Raw genomic sequence first — 20,129 nt, forward strand, 5'->3', positions numbered from 1 at the left:
TTGTTGTGCACGTTAGTCCAGCTTCATTATGATTTTGCCCTCAAGGTTCGTTACGCCTTCGGGGGTGTGCGTCGACAGGTACACAGTCGGGTTGTTCCTGATGAACTCCCTCACGCGGTTAAGGGTTTCGCGTGCGGCGGCCAAGTCCTCGAACACTATAGAGAGCTTGTTTGCGTGAAGTGCCGCATCAACGTACGTTACATCACCGTGCATCATGTAGTACACTCCATCAGCTTCAACGATAACAATGCTGTTGCCGTTCGTGTGGCCGCGAGCCTTGATGAAGTACACGCCGTCTGCTACCTTCTGGCTCTCGGGGAAATTGTGGTATGCTCCGTCGCTGTACGTCGCGCGTATGATGTTTTCGCCCGTGAGCTTCAGTGCGTCCGCGTCTTCCGGCCCGATGTAGATTTTCGCGTTCGGGAAAGCACGGAGCTCGCCCGTGTGGTCAGGGTGCTTGTGGGTTACGAGAATCTTCGTTACCTGTTCAGGCTTGTAGCCCAGTGCCTCGAGCGCAGGAACGTAGTCGTTAATCTTCGTGTAGCCCTTGAACGGTGTCTCCGACGGAAGCCCGGTGTCAACAAGTATAACCTCACTGCCCGTGTCAATCAGGAAGTTCTGGAGGCTGCCGGGATATGTTACGTCCTTGCTGCCGTCCGCCTTGTTCTCGCCGCCGAACACGAACTCCTGCGTGAACGAGCCGCCCTCGTAGAGCCTCACTGCCTTTATCTGCATGATGTTACCCCCTCAAAAGTTGGAATGCTAATATTGTACGTTGTGATAAGATTTCGGCAAGTACGCAGAAATTTCATACCATGCAGGAGCAATCAACACTATGGATACTATGTGCCCGCTAAAATACCTCACGCGAACTTTCGGAGGCAAATGGAAGCTGCCGATCATCTGCATTCTCGCTGACCCTGAGCCTAAACGTTACAGCGTCATAAAGCGCAGGCTCGGCGATATAACCAACATGATGCTTGCACAGTCGCTCAAGGAGTTAGAGGCCGCCGGACTCGTGAACCGCGAACAGTTCAACGAAGTTCCGCCGCACGTTGAGTACTCCCTCACGGAGAAGGGCAGGGGAGTTATCCCGATGCTGACCGCCGCCGCACAATGGGCACTTCACGAGATGGAGGGCGAGGAACTCACACCGTACTGCAAAACGTGCAGGACTTCACTATAGATACTCTTTGCGCAAATCATTATGTCTGCTACACTTCATTAACTTCAAATTTCTCACACCCAAGAAAGGAATGATTCACACATGCGCCTGACTTATGAAGGCATCAAAGACGTTCAGGCCTGGAACGCAGCAGGAATTGACCTGCCTCCCTACAGCCCCGCAGAACTCGCCGCGAACACCCGCAAATCTCCGCGCTGGGTACATTTCGGCATCGGCAACATCTTCCGCATCTTCGTCGGAGGAATCGCGGACAGCCTCATACGCGCCGGACTGATGGACACAGGCATAATCTGCGCAGAAACGTTTGATTTTGACGTGGTCGACAAGATCTATAAGCCGTTCGACAACCTTGCTCTTGCAGTTACGCTTTACCCGGACGGAAAACAGGATAAGCGCGTACTTGCTTCCCTCACCGAAGCCGTGAAAGCTCAGCCCCGTTTCACCGACGACTGGGCACGCCTCAAGGAAGTCTTCACAGCCCCGAGCCTTCAGCTGGTCTCCTTCACGATTACGGAGAAGGGTTACGCTCTGCACGGTGCGGACGGAAAATATTTCCCGTTCGTGAATGCTGACATCGAGAACGGCCCGGAGAAGTGCGGCGGAGCTATGGCTGTCGTTGCGTCAATGCTCTTCGCACGCTTCAAGGCAGGTGCTCAGCCCATCGCCCTCGTCTCGATGGACAACGTCTCCCACAACGGCCAGAAGCTGCGTGAATCCGTCGTCGACATGGCGGAGAAGTGGTACGAGAGAAATTTTGTGCCCGCAGATTTTGTTGCGTGGGTCAAGGATGAAGGCAAAGTGTCTTTCGCGTGGACGATGATCGACAAGATTACCCCGCGCCCGTCTGAGGATGTGGCCAAGATGCTCGAAACTTCCGGCGTTGAGGACATGGGGATTGTCGTAACCAGCAAGAGAACCTACATTGCACCGTTCGTGAACGCAGAGAAGCCCGGCTATCTCGTCATTGAGGACAAATTCCCGAACGGCAGGCCTCCTCTCGAAAAGGCAGAGCAGGTCTACATGACTGACCGCAACACCGTCAACCTCTCCGAGCGCATGAAGCTCACAACCTGCCTCAACCCGATTCACTCGGCACTGTGCACGTACGACAGGCTGTTAGGCTACGAGCTTTTTGCTGACGGAATGCATGACCCGGAACTCTCCAAGCTCGCACAGAGAGTCGGCTACGATGACGGCCTTCCTGTAGTTACGGATCCGGGCATAATCTCACCGCGCGATTTCCTGAAGGAGTGCCTTGAAGTGAGATTCCCGAACGCGTATTTAGGCGACACCAGCGCACGAATAGCTACGGACATTTCGCAGGGTCTGGCGTTCAGGTTCGGCGAGACGGTGAAGGCGTATGTTGCGCGCGACGGTTCGGCCAAGAACCTGACGGGTATTCCGCTGGCGATTGCGGGGTGGCTCAGGTATCTGCTGGCTGTCGACGACAACGGGGAGAAGTTCGAGCTGTCTCCTGACCCGATGAACGCCGAGATGACCGCACACTTCGCGGGAGTTACCCCCGATAACGCGGCAGAGAAGCTGAAGCCGATTCTGAGCAACACGCACATTTTCGGGGTTGACCTGTACGAGGCTGGGCTGGGCGGAAAGATTGAGGAGATGTTCACGGAGATGCTCAAGGGCAACGGAGCAGTGAGGGCAGTCCTCAAGAAGTACTTAGCATAACAGAAAGCCCGGAGGCTCGGAGCTTCCGGGTCATTCATGCGGTAGTGCCTCCTTTTCAGGTAGAGTATACCGCATGAATGATTAGCGTGCTTTGAGCCTGCAGATAATCTGCGTCATTGTACCCATCGGGCAGAAGGTGCACCAGGTTCTTGGCCGCCAGAGTGCCATCACACACAAGCCTATAATCTCGCTCGTCAGCATTAGGCTGTAGAGGCCGAAGCTGAACTGAGCCGCCCATTCAGGAGAACTCCCCGCAGTATACGCCCACCCGAACGGAACGCGGAACACCCAGAGGAGCTTCACTGTCTCGCTTAACGATGATGCTCCGCCGAACACCAGCCATGTCTGATAGATTACGTTCATGAACATCACCATGAAGAACGCAAGGAAGCCGTACCTGAACCATTTTGACGACAGCCAGCGCGGTGCGGGACTGCCCGAACGTTTCAGGAGCGCGAAGAGCTGCCCCCTTCCGCAGAGCCTGTTGCAGAAGAACTTGTTTCCCCACACGACCGCAAACACCAGCGGAAGCATGAACTCAATCACGCCGAGCCACGCAAAGAGTATGTTGAAGAAGCCCAGCGTGAAATACAGCACCGGCCACAACCACATGTACGAGTACCAGTGTTCAGCCTTCACGAGCAATCACCTCGATTACATCGGCGGGGCAAGTCTTAGTGCACAGCCCGCATCCCACGCACAGAGCTTCATTAACGACGGCGTAACAGCCCTTGAAGATTGAGATTGCGTCTCTGGGACAGACATTAGTACACGCACCGCATGAGACGCACAAATCTCTGTTGACGCTTGCGAGTCTCTTAGCCAAGAATAGCCCTCAAATCTTCATCAGGTGTTGTTGTCGGAGCAATGTTGAAGTTCTCGACGAGGAACTTAAGCACCGCCGGAGACACGAACGCCGGGAGCGTCGGGCCGAGCCGGATATTCTTTATGCCGAGAGCCAGCAGGGTAAGCAGTACGCAAACCGCTTTCTGTTCGTACCACGATAGCACGATAGACAGCGGGAGGTCATTAACTCCACACCCAAACGCTTCAGCCAGAGCGGACGCAACCTTAATCGCGCTGTAAGCATCGTTGCACTGTCCCATGTCCATAATGCGCGGGAAATCCCCTATCTTCCCCAAGTCCAAATCGTTGAACCTGAACTTTCCGCACGCAAGAGTGAGCACTATCGAGTCCGCCGGTGTCTTCTTCACAAACTCTGTATAGTAGTTCCTGCTTGCCCTTGCGCCGTCGCACCCTCCAACAAGGAAGAAATGTTTTACTGCTCCGGCCTTCACTGCCTCGATGACCTTACCGGCAACGGACAGAACCGCTCCGTGAGCAAAGCCCGTCATAACTGTGTGCCCGCCGTTTATGCCGGTGAAGTCTTTATCCTCGCTCCATCCGCCGAGCTCGAGTGCCTTAGCGATTACGGGCGAAAAATCCTTATCCTCTCCGATGTGCACAGTGTCAGGGTACGACACAACTCCCGTCGTGAAAACTCTGTCCGCGTAACTCGGTTTTGTCGGCATCAGGCAGTTCGTCGTGAACAGGAAAGCTCCGGGAACGTCAGCAAACTCTTTCTGCTGGTTCTGCCACGCTGTCCCGAAATTCCCGCGAAGGTGCTTGTACTTCCGAAGCTCAGGGTACGCGTGAGCAGGCAGCATTTCGCCGTGAGTGTAAATGTTTATGCCCTTGCCCTCTGTCTGTTCGAGCAGGAGCTTCAAGTCGTGTAGGTCATGACCGCTTATCACGATGAACGGCCCGCGCTCTACTTTGAGGCTGACTTCAACTGGCGAAGGTGCGCCGAAAGATTCTGTGTTGGCTTTGTCGAGAAGCTCCATGCACTTGAGGTTGACTTTGCCGGTCTCGATAACGAGAGGCAGAAGCTCATCCATCCCGTAATCATCCCGGCCAAGTGCTGAGAGTGCCTTCACGAAGAACGCATTAACCTCGTCATCACTGTAGCCCAGCGCAAGAGCATGGTACGCATAAGCCGCCATTCCGCGAAGCCCGAAGAGTATTAACGACTTCAGCGAGCGTATATCTTCCTGAGCGTTCCAGATATTGCCCGTGTCGTAAGGTTCACAGCCGATGCGCCTGAGTATCTTCTTCTCCGTCTCCTTGTTGAAGCTGACGTTGGTTATTGTCGTGAACAGCCCCTCGATGATAAGCCTGTAATCCGTTGTTCCTTTGCCCGCGAGAGTGATCAGCGCACCCGTAATTACGTCCTGAAACCCAGCGTTAATGTAGGACTTTCCGCAGACTCCCATTGAGCCCGTACAGCCTTTGCCTCCTGCTGTCTGTTCGCACTGAAAGCAGAACATGTATATACCCCCCTCAGTTTTGCTGTTATGCCAGCAGTGCGCTCACGAGTGCAGGGATTTTCCCCAAGTCTTCCTCGCCGGCTGTCCACATTGCGCGTATGTTCTCCTCAACCACAGAGAAACCCGCATCCTTCAGCTTCTCCTGCAGAATCTTGACCGATTCTCCGCTCCAGCCGTAGCACCCGAAAGCCGCCGCCTTCTTCTTCCTGAACTTCAGCTGTTTCGCGAACTCAATCCACCCTGCGACGCTCGACAAAATGCTGTTCCCGACAGTCGGAGAACCGAGCGCAATTGCCTTCGACTTGAAGACTTCCGTCATGACTTCGTTCTTGTCGGCCTTCGCGACGTTGAAGACTTTTACCACAGTATCCGGGCTCTGGCGCGAAATTTCGCGGGCTATTTCGTGCGCAATGCGTGCCGTGCCTTCCCACATTGTGTCGTAAGCTACGGTGATCTGATCCTCCTGGTAAGCATCTGCCCATTCAGCGTACTTCTTGACGATCTGGAGGGGGTCATCACGCCAGATTGCTCCGTGCGACGTGGCGATAATGTCAATGGGAATGTTCAGAGCCGCAATCTCCGCGAGCTTCTTCGTTACGAGAGGGGAAAACGGGTTGAGGATGTTGGCGTAGTACTTCATGGCTTCCTTCCACAATAGGCACTGGTCAGCCTTGTCGTTGAACAGTTCCTCGACGGCGTAATGCTGTCCGAATGCGTCATTGGAGAAAAGGATGTTGTCGCCGGTCATGTAGGTAGCCATAGAGTCGGGCCAGTGGAGCATACGCATTTCCACAAACACTAACTGCTTGCCGTTCCCGATGTCGAGAGTGTCGCCGGTCTTCACCACGTGGAAATTCCACCCTCTTTTGCCGTACTGCCCCTCGATGGACTTCACGGCGTTTGCTGTGCAGTAGATAGGTACATCTGGAATCTCTGCCATCAATGCGGTGAGGCTTCCTGAATGGTCGCACTCTCCGTGATTCGCGATAACTGCGTCAATCCTGCTGAGGTCAATCTCGCTCTTGAGGTTCTCGACGAAATCGAACCTGTGCGGTGTCCAGATTGTGTCGATGAGGACGGTCTTGCCTTCCTCGATGAGGTAAGCATTCTGACTTGAGCCGTTCATTATGGAGTAGTCATCGCCGTGAAAACTCTCGAGCTCCCAGTCGATGTAGCCTATCCAGCTTACATTGTTCTTGATGTTTCTGCGCATGGTATATCCTCCGTTCTGAAAAGCTGCGTGATTTAGAGATTATATTACACAACTAGCAATTTCTTCATGGTCAAGCGGGCGGCAGGCATGATATTATTCTGGCATCCAATACACACAGAAAGGAATAGTTATCCATGAAGAGAAGCAGCAGTATTGTTGTCGCACTGTGCCTCGTGTTCGCACTGGCCTGTGCATCGTTCGGTTTCACGCCCGGAACGTACGAGGGAACGGGCAAGGGTTACAGCGAGGGTGCTCCCGTCAAAGTGAAGGTTACCGTCGACACGGAAAAAATCACGGCTGTCGAGATTGACGCTCCTGAAGAAGTACCATTCGGCGTTCAGAACTTCGAGACGTACAGCAAAGCACTCATCGGCAGGACTGACGGGAACATTGACGCAGTGAGCAACGCCACGCTTACCCGCAACGGAATAGCAGAGGCAGTCGAGAAGGCACTCAAGAAGGCCAGCGCACCCGCTTCCGGCTTCAAGCCCGGCACATACGAGGGCGAGGGCAAGGGCTACAGCGAGGGTGCTCCCGTGAAGGTGAAGGTTACGGTTGATGCGGAGAAAATCACAGCCGTAGAGATTGACGCTCCCGAAGAAGTACCTTTCGGAGTCCAGCAGTTCGAGAACTACGCGGGACAGCTCATCGGCAAGAGCGAGGCCAAGATTGACGCAGTGAGCAACGCAACAATGACCCGCAACGGCATCGTTGAGGCAGTCGAGAAAGCATTAGCCGCCGCGAAAGGTGAGGACACCGCAAACACTGCACCCGTCTCCTTCACGCCCGGCGAGTACACAGCGGAAGCACCCGGCTATAACGCACCTGTTACCGTGAAAGTTACGTTCGACGCGGACAAGGTTACGGCAATCGAGGTAGTCAAACACGCAGAGACCGCACACGTCGGAGATATAGCCTTCAACATCATGATTCCCGAGATGATTCAGGCGAACGGCTCAGGTGTTGATGGTGTATCAGGAGCAACCTTCTCGACGCGCGCACTCCGCAACGCCGTGAACGCTGCGGCAGAGGCAGCAAAGTGCACGAACCTCGAGGCCTTCAAGTCCGCGAAGGTTGAGCACAAGCCCGAAGCTCCCATCAAGGCAACGTATGATGTCGTAATCGTCGGAGCTGGCGGAGCAGGAGTAGCTGCGGCGGCACAGGCAGCACTTGACGGAAACACTGTGCTAATCATCGAGAAGAATGCTGAAGTCGGCGGAAACACCCTCGTTAGCGGAGGACAGTATCAGAGCGTGATGCCCTATCTCGTGTGGGATCCGAAGAACCCCGACGCAACAACAGGCGTTTACGCGTTCAACGGCCAGACATACGAGAAGGTTAAGAGCGTACCCGGATGCATCGCCGAGCTCAAGATGATTCTGAACTGGAACGAAGCACCGTTTGACGCGGCATATTACGAGACTCACGAATACGTAGCAGGTGATGCCGCAGAACTCAGCAAGCACGGAGTTCACGCAGAGTATCTCCCTGTCCTCAAGGCACTCAAGGAAGAAATCAAGGCCTATCTCGACTGGGCACAGCCGAAGCTCGATGCCGGTACTCCCGAAAATCAGCTTGCCCTGTTCTCGACGCTGAACCTTCACATCTTCCAGACCTATTACGGCGGACTTAGGCAGAGTGCGGACAAGAAGAGCTGGATTTACGGTGATGTGAAGCTCGTCAGCCAGTTCATCAATCAGGCGCAGGGTCTCAAGGAGTGGCTCGAGGCTATGGGCTCAACGTTCCATGAGGACAGCCAGCAGACGCTTATAGGTGCTCTGTGGTACAGGGAAAATGAGTTTGTCGGTGCAGAAGTCGACACTGACGGCGACGGCGTGAAGGAAAACTATCCCGGACGCTGGGGCACGTACTTTGTCGCTCCGATTAATGCGATGCTCAAGGCCAACAAGGACAACCGCATAATGTTGCGCACGACGGTAACCGGCCTCCTCACTGAGGGCAAGAAGGTTATCGGCGTTAAGGCGAAGCGTTACGACGGCACGGAGGTAGAGGCATACGCGGCGAAAGGCGTAATCCTCGCTACGGGCGGCTATGCGGCTAACCTCGTGAAGGTTGTTGATGAGAACGTCTACTGGTCTCCTGAATACGTCTCGACCTCAACGAAGACGACTAACCGTTCATCACTGCAGGGCGACGGCGTAACGATGGCACAGGAAGCAGGAGCAGCTACTACGGGAATGGGCTTCACACAGATGATGCCTATCTCGTGGATCGACAACGGAAATCTTGCTTTCGGCGGCGGAAACTACGCGTGCTGGATTTCTCCGATTACGGGACACAGGTTCGTTGACGAAGGAAGCGAGCGCGACGTTCTGTCTCTGGCGGAGTTCCGCAACGGCATGGAGTACAAGGGCAGCAAGGGCGTATTCCTCGAGTTCTACAACGTTGAGCAGAAGATGCCCGCACCGACTCAGCTTCCCGAGACCGGCGATTATCCCGGACGCTACTACAGGAGAAAGATTGCTGAGCTTCCCGAACTCTTCAAGGAACTCGGCGTGAAGGCAGACCCCAAAGTCGTCGAGGAGACAATCAGAGCTTATGACAAGGCAGTAATGACCGGCTCAGAGTTCCCTGATGTTGGCAAGGCTATAGCATCACGTCCTGTCGGCAACGTCCAGAAGAACCCCGACGGAAGCTACAACGTGAGCACCTACGACCTCGATAACACGGTCATGACGATAAGGCTCATGGCACCGAGCACCCACCACACGATGGGCGGAGTTGTCGTCGACGAAGGCAGGCACGTAATGACTGCGGACGGCAGGATAATTCCGGGTCTCTATGCGGCAGGAGAAGTTACGGGCGGCATTCACGGCGGAAACAGGCTCGGCGGAAACGCAATCACAGAAATCTTCGTGTCCGGCAGAATTGCGGCTCAGAGCCTCAACGCTGATCACAAGTAAGCATTCACGGTATACTATGACGGTCAGGCTTTCGGGCTTGGCCGTTATTTATTAGAAGGAGGCATCATAATGGAAGGCTGGGACGAAGCAAAACAGGCCTTTATCGAGAAGCTGGAGCGTCAGGAAAAATGCTTCATGGAACTGTTCGAGAGGGACAAGAACGGAATCGTTATAGGTTTCGACGAACGCAGGACACTCGAGGCACTGCGGGCAAGAAACAGCGCGGTACTCTCGCGCCTGAAGAGCCGTGAATTTGCTGTGGCTGTCGTAGGTCTCGAGAAGGCGGGGAAAAGCACTCTGGGCAATGCGTTAATCAACTCCGAGATTCTGCCTGAGTACACGGAACGCTGTACGTACACGACTACGGAGCTCCGTGCGGGCGACAAGAATGAAGCGGAGGTTACGTTCTACAGCGAGGCGGAGTTCACCGCGATATTCCGTGAGATGCTGCAGTCTGTGGGTTACGACGGCTCTGCGGACTTCAGGACTCTTGCGCCGGAAACTTTCGCGCATTACTGGGAAGCAGTAGGCGAGGACAGCTCGAAGCGCGACCTCTACGAACGCCACAACGGCAAGACCGACGAGGACATACTTACGATTCTGCGCGGGAGCAAGACCATCGCGGAACTTCTTGGCCAGCCCGTGAGAAAGTTCATGTACGACAGCGGGCAGGGAAGCTCGGAGTTCCAGCTGTACATCACGGGAATAAGCGGCTACGACGACAAAGGCGCGGCAGTCCGAACCGCACACCCTTACGCAGTGAAGAACGTTGTGATTCGTTCGACGGAGCTCGGCGACATGAGAAACATTGTACTGTACGACGTTCCGGGCTTCGACTCCACTACTGAGCTCCACAAGAAGCAGACAGAGCAGATGCTTAAAGAGGCTGACGCAATAATACTCGTTACGAACGTAGGAGACCGCCCGAACATCAACAGCCCGCAGTTAGACATGCTCCGCAAGGTCAGGGATCAGGACGGCGTTAAGCTGAGGGATAAGACGTTCATCTTCGGGAACAAAATCGACATGGCCGGCAACGAAGCCAGAGCCCGCGACAATGACTCAGCCCTCAGGAGCGAGGCTGAACGCTATCAGGTTGCACAGGCAGTACGCGTAATCTCCGGCAGTGCAAAAGCATACCTTGAAGGGTTAGGGCTTCTGTCTCCCGATGAAATCAGGAGAGGCAAAATCAACGCCAAAGCCCGCCTCGATGAATGGGGGATGCCCGACGGAGTAACGGAGCTCCACCGACAGCTTCAGGACTACTACAACAACGACAGGTTCGAGGTTCTTCGGAGGCGCGCCGAAACCACGATAACCGCAACAGTAGAGTTTCTGCGCACGCTGCTGGCCAAGTACAGCCCCGAAGTCCTCGACAGGCTGGAGACCGGCGGAAAGTACATGCTTCAGCTGAGGGGCAAGGCAGACACGTTCGCACGTGCGGCGATGGAGATAAGCAGCCGCTATAGTTCGCAGATAATCTCAACGCGGCCGTTCAGCACACAACTGGCGGAGAGCATCGAGAGGATTTACCCGCTAACGGAGGAGTTCCGGGTTCTCATCGACGAGGTGATACACCAGAGCAACGCGACGACCACCGGAATAATGCAGCTTTCGGCGATAAATGCGGGCATTCGCGGGCGCGTGCACATAATGTTCATGGAAAACCTCGTGCGTGAGGCGGCAAACATTGTCGAGAACAAGCAGGCAGGCATTCGTGCGGAACTGGTCAGCAAGTTCCTTGAGATAATGGGTATGCGTGAAGGCTCGGAGTACGAGGCGGAGCTGGTGAAGAGCGTCAATGCACTCTTTGACGAATACCTCATCAAGGACGGCGAGGAGTGCCGCTTCAACACACTGATAGAACGCTTTGCGTCGGGGCTTGTGGAGACGCTGATACTGATGCCATTCGCTGAGTTCGAGAGGCTGGAGACGGTGAAGAAGACGCTTCCCGAATTATTCTCGCTGGCGGTGTATTACTCGATGCCGGAGATTGACGGGAGCTTTGAGGTCAGGGACTCGCAGGAGGACAGGCGGAAGTTCTTTGCGAAGATTCTTGCTCACGAGGGCGGCAACACTCAGAGCAGCGTGAAGCCATCAGCAGTCTTTGCGGCAAAAGGCGTGCTGATAGACTGGTTCGACAGACACGCGAAAGTTACGGGGCTGAGCGTCAACGAACTTCCCATCGATGAATGGGCGGTGCTTTTCGCGGAGAAGGGTGAGAAGCTGGAGACTATGCCCGATGACCTAGCGAAGCAGCTTAAGACGCTTGACCTCTCGTCGTTGAACAAAACAGAGAAGGTCTCACGCATTGACGGGGCGATTCGTAGCTTCTTGGGCGGAACGCCGGAGAACGCACAGCCTCTCGACCGGCTGCTTGATTCGCTTCACGCGAAAGCCTCAGCCATGAAAGCACGCAACACTGACGACATGCTGAAGATTCTCGACGAGGACATCATGATACTACGGGACTTGACGACAAAATCTGTAATCCGTGCGATAGGGCTGGAGCTTGCGTTCACGTCAATCATCGTGAAGAACATCAACTTTATCCGTCGCGGAATAACTGACGCAGAGGGCAGCAAGAACTTCGACGAGTGGATTAACCTCAATGTGAGGAAGGTACTTGACAGCGAGTTTGCGGCGATTGACCGCTACAACATGGACAGCCAGACGCGGAAGAGCATAATTTCTGCGATACAGCAGGTGCTCGGAAGCATGGAGTAAGGAGGAACAATTATGACAATAGCAAGAAGTCTCTTCGGCACAACGCCGGAAGGGCAGAAGGTGTACCTGTACACTTTCACGGACAGCAAGGGGCAGAGCGTAGTGATGAGCGAGTATGCCTGCGCGATCGTCTCAATCAACGTTCTCGACAAATCGGGAAAGCTCCGCGACGTAGCACTCGGTTATGACACGCTCGAGGAGTACTTGGCCGACACGCGGTGTTTCGGTGCAACAGTAGGACGTTACGCGAACCGCATCGCCAACGGCCTCTTCACCATCAACGGCGTAACCTACCACCTTCCGCGCAACAACGGGAACAACACGCTTCACGGAGGCCCGGACGGCTTCCGCAAGAGGCTTTATTCTAGCGAAATGTTCGACGACCGCGTAGAGTTCACGCTTCACAGCCCCGACCTCGACGCAGGATTTCCCGGCAATTTTACCCTCAAGGTTACGGTTACGTTCGAGGACGGAGCGTTGCGGATGAAGTATGATTACGTCTGCGACAAGGACTGCCCCGCCAACATCACCAACCACAACTACTTCAACCTTAACGGGCACGGCATGGGAAGCATCTTCAAGCACTGGCTTCACATCAACGCAGAGAAGTACTGCAAGGCAGATGAAGGAATGTTAGCTCTTGCTCCTACTGTGGGTGTTGAGGGCACGGCGTTTGACTTCAGAACCTCCAAGACAATAGCAAGCGGAATATTCTCCTACTCGCCGGAACTTATCAGCGCAAGAGGAGGCTACGACCACTGCTTCGAGCTCAGCGGAGAGAAAGCCGCCGTTGTCTGCGGAGACGTGAGCGGAATAGTGCTTGAAGTTTTCTCGGACATGCCGGCGGTGCAGTTCTACACGGGAAATTCTATCGGGCATTGCAGGGGAAAGGGAGGAGCGTACTACAACGACTATGACGGCTTCGCGCTCGAGTGCCAGCAGTTCCCGAACGCAATAAATGAGCCGTCCTTCCCCGACTGCGTAGCCAGAGCAGGACAGCCCGTGAGTAAATTCATCGAGTTCAGGTTCAGCAGCAGAAGCTAGCGTGCCTGACCGTAATACGCATTCGGCCCGTGCTTGCGCAGGTAGTGTTTGTCCTGTACGTACTGCGGAGCTTCAGAGGCTTGCGGGTTGATGGTGATGGTGTACATTGCCATCTTCGCAACCTCCTCCAGAACTACAGCGTGATACACTGCCTGCGCCGCCGTCTTCCCCCACGTGAACGGCCCGTGCGAACGGCAGATTACGCCCGGCACAGCTTTGGGGTCAAGGCCTCTCCGTGAGAACTCCTCCGCAATAACCTTCCCGGTGTTCAGCTCGTAATCCTCTTCGACTTCCTCAGCAGTGAGATTCCGCGAGCACGGAACGCACCCGTAGAAGTAATCCGCGTGTGTCGTCCCGTAGCAGGGTATATCTTTCCCTGCCTGTGCCCAAGCTACAGCGTGAGGACTGTGCGTGTGTACGATGCCCCCGATTCCCGGAAAAGTCTTGTACAGCTCAACGTGAGTCTTCGTGTCGGAGCTGGGGTTCATCGTGCCTTCAACAACGTTATTATTCAGGTCAACGATTACGAGGTCAGAAGGCTTCAGCTCGTCGTACTCCACACCCGACGGTTTGATGACAACTAACCCGCGCTCCCTGTCTATTCCGCTGACGTTGCCCCACGTGTACACAACGAGCCCCCTTGCAGGAAGTTCCATGTTTGCGCGGTAAACTTCTTCACGTAATTGTTCCAGCATGTTACTTCAGCTTCCACGCCAAGTCGGCCAAGAACAAATCACGCTCGAGGCTCTCTGTCGTCGTGTCCTTGCTGATGTGAACAAACTCGATGTCCATTATGCGCGCCCAGTCCTTCATCTGTTCCGCGTCAACATCGTAGCTCAGCACCGTGTGATGTGCTCCGCCCGCAAGTATCCAGCACTCAAGGCCGGTCTTTAGGTCAGGCATTGCCCGCCACATTACGCGCGCAACAGGCAAATTCGGCATCGGCATTATGGGCTTAACGCACTCGATGTCCTGACAGATGAGACGGAGACGGCCGCCCATGTCGACGAGAGAAATCACTACGGCTTTCCCTGCGTGTCCCTCGAACACTAAACGTGCGGGGTCTTCCTTGCCGCCGATTCCGAGAGGGTGAACCTCAATTCTCGGCTTCCCTTCTGCGACACTCGGGCAGACTTCCAGCATGTGAGCACCCAAGCTGTATTCTTGGCCGGGCACAAGGTGATACGTGTAGTCCTCCATGAACGCAGAGCCGCCCTTCTGTCCTTCCGTCATGAATTTCACGATAGCGGTCATTGCCCCGACCTTCCAGTCGCCTTCTGCTCCGTAGCCGTAACCCGTCGCAAGCATGTGCTGTGTCGCGAGGCCGGGAAGCTGTCTCATCCCGTAAAGATCCTGGAACGTGTTGCTGAATGCCCGGCAGCCTTCGCGGTCAAGCATCTTCCTCATGGCTACTTCCTCGCGTGCCTGATAACGTACTGCGTCAAGATTATCCGTCGCAATGTCGTAGAGCGATTCATACTCGCGCATCATCGCGGCTTCCTCGTCGGGTGTTACAGCAGCAATCTCGTCCGCAAGTTCTCCGACCGGCCAGGTGTTGACCTGCCAGCCCAGTTTTGCCTGAACCTCTACCTTGTCGCCTTCAGTTACCGCAACTTCACGCATGTTGTCGCCGAAACGCATAACCTTCAGCGAGCGTGAGAACATTGCACCAGCCGCAGAACGCATCCACTTTCCGAGCCGTTCCTGAACGTCAGCGTCCTGCCAGTAGCCCGCAATTACCTTTCTGGGTGCACGAAGGCGCGCGCCTATGAAGCCGTGTTCCCTGTCGCCGTGAGCCGCCTGATTCAGGTTCATGAAGTCCATATCGATTTCTTCATTCGGAATCTCGCGGTTGTACTGCGTCGCGAAATGGCACCATGCCTTCTGGAGGTTCACGAGGCCGTTAATCCACATCTTTGACGGGCTGAAGGTGTGGCACCACGTGATTATTCCCGCGCAGTGCTCGTCGTGGTTCGCGTCGCGTATTACGTCGGTGATCTCCTTGTTTGTCTTGGCCGTAACCTTGTAGACAACACGGCAGGGAAGTTTTCCTGAGGCGTTGAGTGCGTCGGCCATCTCCTGCGCTCTCTGTGCTACGGTCTCGAGAACTTCCGGGCCGTAAAGGTACTGGCTTCCTACTACAAACCAGAACTCATAATCTTTCAGATTCACTATAACTTTGCTCCCTTCTGCTCTATTGCTGACATTAACGACCTGAAAGCTCCGTTAAAGGCTTCGAGGCCGTCAGCCAAAAGTTTAGCGCAAACATCATCCATGCTGAAGGTCAGTCCTGCGAGGTCTGCTTCTGCCTGTGCGAGTCCCTGCTCGAGCGTCAGTGCCGCGTGTCCGTGATCCACAAACGCATTAAGTGTTGCAGGAGGTACTGTGTTGACGGTGTCAGGGCCTATGAGTTCCTCGACGTACTTAACATCACTGTATGCCTTGTTCTTCGTGCCGGTGCTCGCCCACAACGGACGCTGTACCTGCTCCTGCCCGGCAAAGAGCTTCTTGAAGGCCTGATACATCAGCTTGATGCCGTCGACTGCGATTCTTCCCTGAAGTTCTGGAGGAAGCAGCTTGTCCACAGCACCATCAACCCTGCTCACGAACACCGACGCAACAGATGCTGCTCTGCCTCCGCGCTTCGTGCCCTCGATGTAGGCTCTGGCGACTGCCTCATACTGTGCGCGCGAGAAGATTAATGTTGAGTTCACGTTTACGCTGGCGGCGATGCATTCAGTGAGTGCCTCGATGCCTTCGGGTGTTGCGGGAATCTTAATCATTACGTTCGGCCTGTTGAGGAGCGCAAAGAGTCTCTTGGCCTCGCTAATTGTTGTGTCCCTGTCCGACGCAAGCAGAGGGTTGACCTCGAGGCTGACGTAGCCGTCTTTGCCGCCTGTCTTGTCGTAAACGGGGCGGAGAATATCTGCTGCCGCACCGACTTCCTGCAGCGTCAAGACCTCGTAGATTTCCGCTGTGGTTTTGCCCTGAGCGTGGAGGGCTGCTATCTCCGCGTCATAGTCTGTTGTCTTGGCTATGGCGTTCTCGAAGATTGAAGGGTTAGTGGTTACGCCGACGACTCCTTTGTCAATCCAGCCCTGAAGTCCGCCGGAAGCTATGAGATCCTTGCTGATGTAGTCGAGCCATATGCTTTGCCCGAGTTTGAACGCTTCATGTATTGATGTCATCATTAATCACCAGTCCATTGACGAAATCGCGGCCTTCTCTGCCTCAAGACCTGCCTTGTACCTCTGCGTGAACACCTCGAACCCCTCAACCTCCGCAGGATCAGGAGCTACTACGTTCCCCGTGAGTTCCTTGAAGACGCGCTTGTCAAGGTAATCCTCGAGCTTGCCGTCCTTCTTTCCGTCCGCCATGTACGCCGCAAGCAGAGCAATTCCCCACGCTCCGCCCTCTGACGCTGTCGACATTACGGAAACAGGAGCATTCACCGCCGCCGCAAGAACCTTCTGCATCACCAGAGGAGTCTTGAACAGTCCGCCGTGCCCCATCATTCTGTCGAGCTTCACGCCCTCGTCCTTCAGGAGAATATCCATCCCCAGCTTCACAGCACCTAACGACGTGTAGAGGTTGACCTTCATGAAGTTAGCAAGGTTGAACTTGCTGTTAGGCGTGCGCATGAACAACGGCCTTCCTTCGTTGATGAAGGTGATGTTCTCTCCGCTGTAGTACCCGTAGGCCATAAGCCCTCCGCAGTCCGCATCGCCGGTCATTGAGTGCGTGTAGAGCTTGCCGAAAAGTTCGCCCATATTCGCTTCAACGCCCATTAACTTGCAGAACTCCCCGAACAGCGACACCCAAGCGTTGAGGTCGCTCGTTCCGTTGTTTGCGTGGGACATTGCGCAGGGGAAGCCCGACGGTGTCGTAACCATGTCGATTTCACGGTGAAGTGCCTTAAGCTGGCGTTCGAGGACAATCATCGCGAACGTTGACGTTCCAGCTGAAAGGTTGCCGGTTCTCGGAGCTACGGAGTTCGTCGCGGTCATTCCCGTACCTGCGTCGCCTTCGGGGGGGCACATCGGGATTCCGGCCTTCAGCATCCCGGTCTCGTCGAGGAGTGCCGCACCTTCCGCCGTGAGGCTTCCTGCGTCATCACCCGCAACTAAGACCTTCGGGAAAACGTCCCGCAGTCCGTAAGAGAGCCCGGCCTTCTTCAGGAGAGCGTCGAACTTCTGCACCATTCCTTCATCATAATCCAGCGCGTCAGAATCTATCGGGAACATTCCCGCCGCATCTCCGACACCGATAACCTTTTTGCCGGTCAGCTTGTAGTGCATGTATGCCGCCAGCGTGAACACGCCCGCAACGTTCTTCACGTGAGCTTCTCCGTCAAGAAGCCTCTGGTACAGGTGCGCGACGCTCCATCTCAGCGGAATGTTGAACTGGAACAGCTCTGTAAGTTCATCGGCGGCCTGCGTTGTGTTGGTGTTGCGCCACGTCTGGAACGGTGCAAGCTGCTTGTCCTGCGCGTCAAGAGCAATGTAGCCGTGCATCATCGCGCTGATTCCGATTGCCCCGAAAGTCGCAGGTGTTACGCCGTACTTTGCCGCTACATCCTTCCTCAGCGACGCGTAGCACGACCTCAGACCCGCATCAACATCGGCCAAGTCATACGTCCACACGCCATTCACTAACTTGTTCTCCCACTCGTGAGAGCCGGAAGCCAGTACGTGCCCGTCATAATCCACAAGCACAGCCTTGATTCTCGTTGAGCCGAACTCTATTCCGAGCGCGGTTTTGCCAGAAGTAATTATTTCTGCAGACATGCTATAAACTCCTTTGCTATTGCTTCGGGGGAAAGTCCCATTTCTTCGCGCACCTTGTCTGATGTGGCTGATGCTCCGTAGTGCGTAACTCCGAGCGTCTTTACCTTCGGGAGTGCTATTCCCTGCCTGACTGCCTCGAGAAGCATTATTGCTCCCATTCCTGTATTGGCGTTGTGGTCTTCGACGGTGAGGATCGGGCCAAGTGCCGCCGCCTCGCGCATTGCCTTCATGTCAGGTGCAAGAGGTGAAGAGACTGCGTAGACGTTCACGGAGAGATTGTGTGCTTCTGCTGCCTGCAACGCGAGCTGTGCCATGTACCCGAGCGCAAAGATGCTCCCGTCCTTGCCGTCCCTCAGCTTCACTGCCTCGCCGTAAACAAACTCGTAGCTTCCCGCAAACTCCTTCAGGCCGTCAATCTTGCTCCTTCCGACAGCTAGGCAAATATCGCCCGGTGTCCTGAGCATCCACCTCGTTGCTCTGTCGGTCTGGTTGGGGTCAGCAGGTACTACCAGCTTCCAGCCGAAAGTGTTGCGCAGTAACCCTACATAGTCTATGCACTGGTGAGTCTTGCCGTCCTCGCCTACGTCAAGCCCGACGTGAGTCAGTACCGTCTTGTTCCCTGCCATATTGATGTCGTTAAGCCTCTGCTGGTTATAGACCTCGTCGATGCCGAACACTCCGAACTCTGCCCACAGGGACACTACACCTGCGATGCTCGCAGTCCCTGACATCGTGGCTACGTTGTGCTCCTGAATGCCGCTCTGTACGTACCAATCCGGGCATTCCTTCCTGAATGCTCCTGTCATTACGGACGGTGCAAGGTCGCAGTCGAAAACAAGGATGGGGGTACGGCCTTCCTGCTTGTAGTTCAGACTGCCGACATCAGCAAGTGCCTTTCCGAAAGCCCCGCGATTGTCCATGCACTTCTTGCCCTCGTAGTCGAACGGAGTCCCGGTATCCATGCTCGGTGCAGGAGGATACGCTACAGTTCTGCCCTTGAAGGTTGAAGGAGTCTTGCGGCGTTCAACTGCCTTAGCGAGAGTGTCAGGGTCTTCTCCGAGATGCGCGACTATCTTTGCGTAATCGTCATTGCTGACCGGCTTTCCGTGATAGTCGGGTATGCCTTCCATGATGAGTCCGTCTTTGCCCATTACGGTTTTGCAGAGGAGAACCGTCGGCTTGCCGTGAGTTCCTGCGGCCTTCAGTGCATCGTACAGCGCGGGGAATGAATGACCGTCAACCTCTACAGCTTCCCAGCCGTCAGCTTCCCATAACGCTTTAAGATTGCAGGGCATGATGTCTTTGCGGTAACCTGAGAGCTGGATGTCGTTCCAGTCGATGAGCGCAACAAGCCCGGTGAGGCCTTCCTTGACTGCGGTGCGTCTTGCTTCTGCGAGCTGTCCCTTAGTCTGTCCGCCGTCGCCCATCAGAACGTAAACGTGTCCGCTGTAGCCGACAGCCCTCTGTGCGAGCGCGAACCCTGCACCTGCGCTGAGTCCCTGACCGAGATTGCCCGTGCCCCAGTCGATGCCGGGAACTTCACGCTCAATGTGTCCCTGAAACGCGCTCCCCAAGTCGCGGAAGTGAGCCATAGCGTCCTCGCGCGGAATGAAGCCCCATTCGGCGAGTGCAGCATAGACTCCTGCGCTGGTGTGGCCGTGTGAGACGACGACGTAATCACGTTTGACATCGCTGCAGTTTTCGGGTGTGAGGTTAGCGATGCCGTAGACTGAGAGGAACATCTCCATGCTCGAGAACGCTCCGCCGGGGTGTCCGCTCTTGGCCGCACTGACCATTGTGAGGGCAGAGACGCGCGCACGTTTAGCCGCCGCTTGAAGTTCAGAGATGTACTCAGGCGAAAGATTATCTGACGGGAATTTTTTCAGCAAATTAACCGCCTCCTATAATATGTGAATGAATTGTGTTGTGTGGTATATAGAATATTATAAGGCTGTATGATTCTTACAATCAAGGAGGAATGTATCTATTATGACAAGCAACAGGGCCCTACACGCGGCATCCTTAGCCCAGCAGGACGAGTTCTACACACAGTTCACTGACGTTCAGGAGGAACTCGGCCACTACTGGGAGCATTTTCGGGGCGCAAAGATTCTGTGCAACTGCGATGACCCATTCGAGAGCAGCTTCTTCAGGTATCTCGCGCTTCAGTTCTCGTATCTTGGCATCAGGAAGCTCACGGCAACCTGTTACGCGGGAAGCCCCATCGCCCAGCAA

General features: G+C 55.0%; 16 protein-coding genes. 6 read left to right on the top strand and 10 right to left on the bottom strand.

The window, feature by feature from the left end:
* Window positions 1–12 precede the first annotated feature (12 nt).
* A complete protein-coding gene (locus IJT02_04355) occupies window positions 13–735 on the bottom strand; it encodes an MBL fold metallo-hydrolase (protein MBQ7544157.1) in 723 nt (240 codons plus the stop codon).
* Between the two features lie 100 nt (window positions 736–835).
* Here IJT02_04355 and IJT02_04360 point away from each other — a divergent pair, with 100 nt between their 5' ends.
* Together IJT02_04360 and IJT02_04365 are read left to right on the top strand one after the other, a co-directional pair.
* On the top strand, window positions 836–1,186 hold the full coding sequence (locus tag IJT02_04360) for a winged helix-turn-helix transcriptional regulator (GenBank protein MBQ7544158.1): 351 nt from the start codon (window positions 836–838) through the stop codon (window positions 1,184–1,186).
* An 81-nt stretch (window positions 1,187–1,267) separates the two neighbouring features.
* On the top strand, window positions 1,268–2,872 hold the full coding sequence (locus tag IJT02_04365) for a mannitol dehydrogenase family protein (GenBank protein ID MBQ7544159.1): 1,605 nt from the start codon (window positions 1,268–1,270) through the stop codon (window positions 2,870–2,872).
* An 81-nt stretch (window positions 2,873–2,953) separates the two neighbouring features.
* Here IJT02_04365 and IJT02_04370 read toward each other — a convergent pair whose 3' ends face one another.
* The 4 genes from IJT02_04370 to IJT02_04385 are packed head-to-tail and all read right to left on the bottom strand — an operon-like array spanning window position 2,954 to window position 6,412.
* Window positions 2,954–3,484 carry a 4Fe-4S binding protein gene (locus IJT02_04370; GenBank protein MBQ7544160.1) on the bottom strand — a complete coding sequence of 177 codons (531 nt, stop codon included), beginning with the start codon at window positions 3,482–3,484 and terminating at the stop codon, window positions 2,954–2,956.
* A 16-nt stretch (window positions 3,485–3,500) separates the two neighbouring features.
* Window positions 3,501–3,698, bottom strand: a complete 198-nt coding sequence (locus tag IJT02_04375) for a 4Fe-4S binding protein (GenBank protein MBQ7544161.1) — start codon at window positions 3,696–3,698, stop codon at window positions 3,501–3,503.
* The gene (hcp, locus tag IJT02_04380) at window positions 3,691–5,205 is read right to left on the bottom strand and encodes a hydroxylamine reductase (protein MBQ7544162.1); all 1,515 of its coding nucleotides are present in this window, start codon (window positions 5,203–5,205) and stop codon (window positions 3,691–3,693) included. The genes IJT02_04375 and hcp overlap by 8 nt, the downstream gene beginning before the upstream one ends.
* Window positions 5,206–5,224: 19 nt before the next feature.
* The gene (locus tag IJT02_04385) at window positions 5,225–6,412 is read right to left on the bottom strand and encodes an MBL fold metallo-hydrolase (protein ID MBQ7544163.1); all 1,188 of its coding nucleotides are present in this window, start codon (window positions 6,410–6,412) and stop codon (window positions 5,225–5,227) included.
* Window positions 6,413–6,546: 134 nt separating this feature from the next.
* On the opposite strand from IJT02_04385, the gene IJT02_04390 reads away from it, so the two are divergent.
* The 3 genes from IJT02_04390 to IJT02_04400 all read left to right on the top strand — a co-directional run bounded on the left by IJT02_04390 (window position 6,547) and on the right by IJT02_04400 (window position 13,107).
* Complete coding sequence (locus IJT02_04390; GenBank protein MBQ7544164.1) at window positions 6,547–9,336, top strand: FAD-dependent oxidoreductase; 2,790 nt, start codon at window positions 6,547–6,549, stop codon at window positions 9,334–9,336.
* A 69-nt stretch (window positions 9,337–9,405) separates the two neighbouring features.
* Complete coding sequence (locus tag IJT02_04395) at window positions 9,406–12,063, top strand: dynamin family protein (protein MBQ7544165.1); 2,658 nt, start codon at window positions 9,406–9,408, stop codon at window positions 12,061–12,063.
* Between the two features lie 12 nt (window positions 12,064–12,075).
* Entirely contained in the window at window positions 12,076–13,107 is a 1,032-nt protein-coding gene (locus IJT02_04400; GenBank protein MBQ7544166.1) for a galactose mutarotase, read from the top strand.
* On the opposite strand, the gene IJT02_04405 is transcribed toward IJT02_04400, so the two are convergent.
* The 5 genes from IJT02_04405 to IJT02_04425 are packed head-to-tail and all read right to left on the bottom strand — an operon-like array spanning window position 13,104 to window position 19,783.
* Entirely contained in the window at window positions 13,104–13,799 is a 696-nt protein-coding gene (locus IJT02_04405) for an L-ribulose-5-phosphate 4-epimerase (GenBank protein MBQ7544167.1), read from the bottom strand. The genes IJT02_04400 and IJT02_04405 overlap by 4 nt on opposite strands.
* 4 nt (window positions 13,800–13,803) lie before the next feature.
* Window positions 13,804–15,282 carry an L-arabinose isomerase gene (gene araA, locus IJT02_04410; GenBank protein MBQ7544168.1) on the bottom strand — a complete coding sequence of 493 codons (1,479 nt, stop codon included), beginning with the start codon at window positions 15,280–15,282 and terminating at the stop codon, window positions 13,804–13,806.
* On the bottom strand, window positions 15,279–16,298 hold the full coding sequence (tal, locus tag IJT02_04415) for a transaldolase (GenBank protein MBQ7544169.1): 1,020 nt from the start codon (window positions 16,296–16,298) through the stop codon (window positions 15,279–15,281). Before tal ends, araA begins: the two co-directional genes overlap by 4 nt.
* Before the next feature lie 3 nt (window positions 16,299–16,301).
* The gene (locus tag IJT02_04420) at window positions 16,302–17,894 is read right to left on the bottom strand and encodes an FGGY-family carbohydrate kinase (GenBank protein ID MBQ7544170.1); all 1,593 of its coding nucleotides are present in this window, start codon (window positions 17,892–17,894) and stop codon (window positions 16,302–16,304) included.
* Complete coding sequence (locus IJT02_04425; GenBank protein ID MBQ7544171.1) at window positions 17,879–19,783, bottom strand: transketolase; 1,905 nt, start codon at window positions 19,781–19,783, stop codon at window positions 17,879–17,881. The genes IJT02_04420 and IJT02_04425 overlap by 16 nt, the downstream gene beginning before the upstream one ends.
* A 100-nt stretch (window positions 19,784–19,883) precedes the next feature.
* Here IJT02_04425 and IJT02_04430 point away from each other — a divergent pair.
* A partial coding sequence (locus IJT02_04430) for a modification methylase (GenBank protein ID MBQ7544172.1) occupies window positions 19,884–20,129 on the top strand: 246 nt, incomplete at its 3' end.

This window comes from Synergistaceae bacterium (assembly GCA_017450125.1).
In the GTDB taxonomy this organism is placed as follows: Bacteria; Synergistota; Synergistia; order Synergistales; family Aminobacteriaceae; genus JAFUXM01.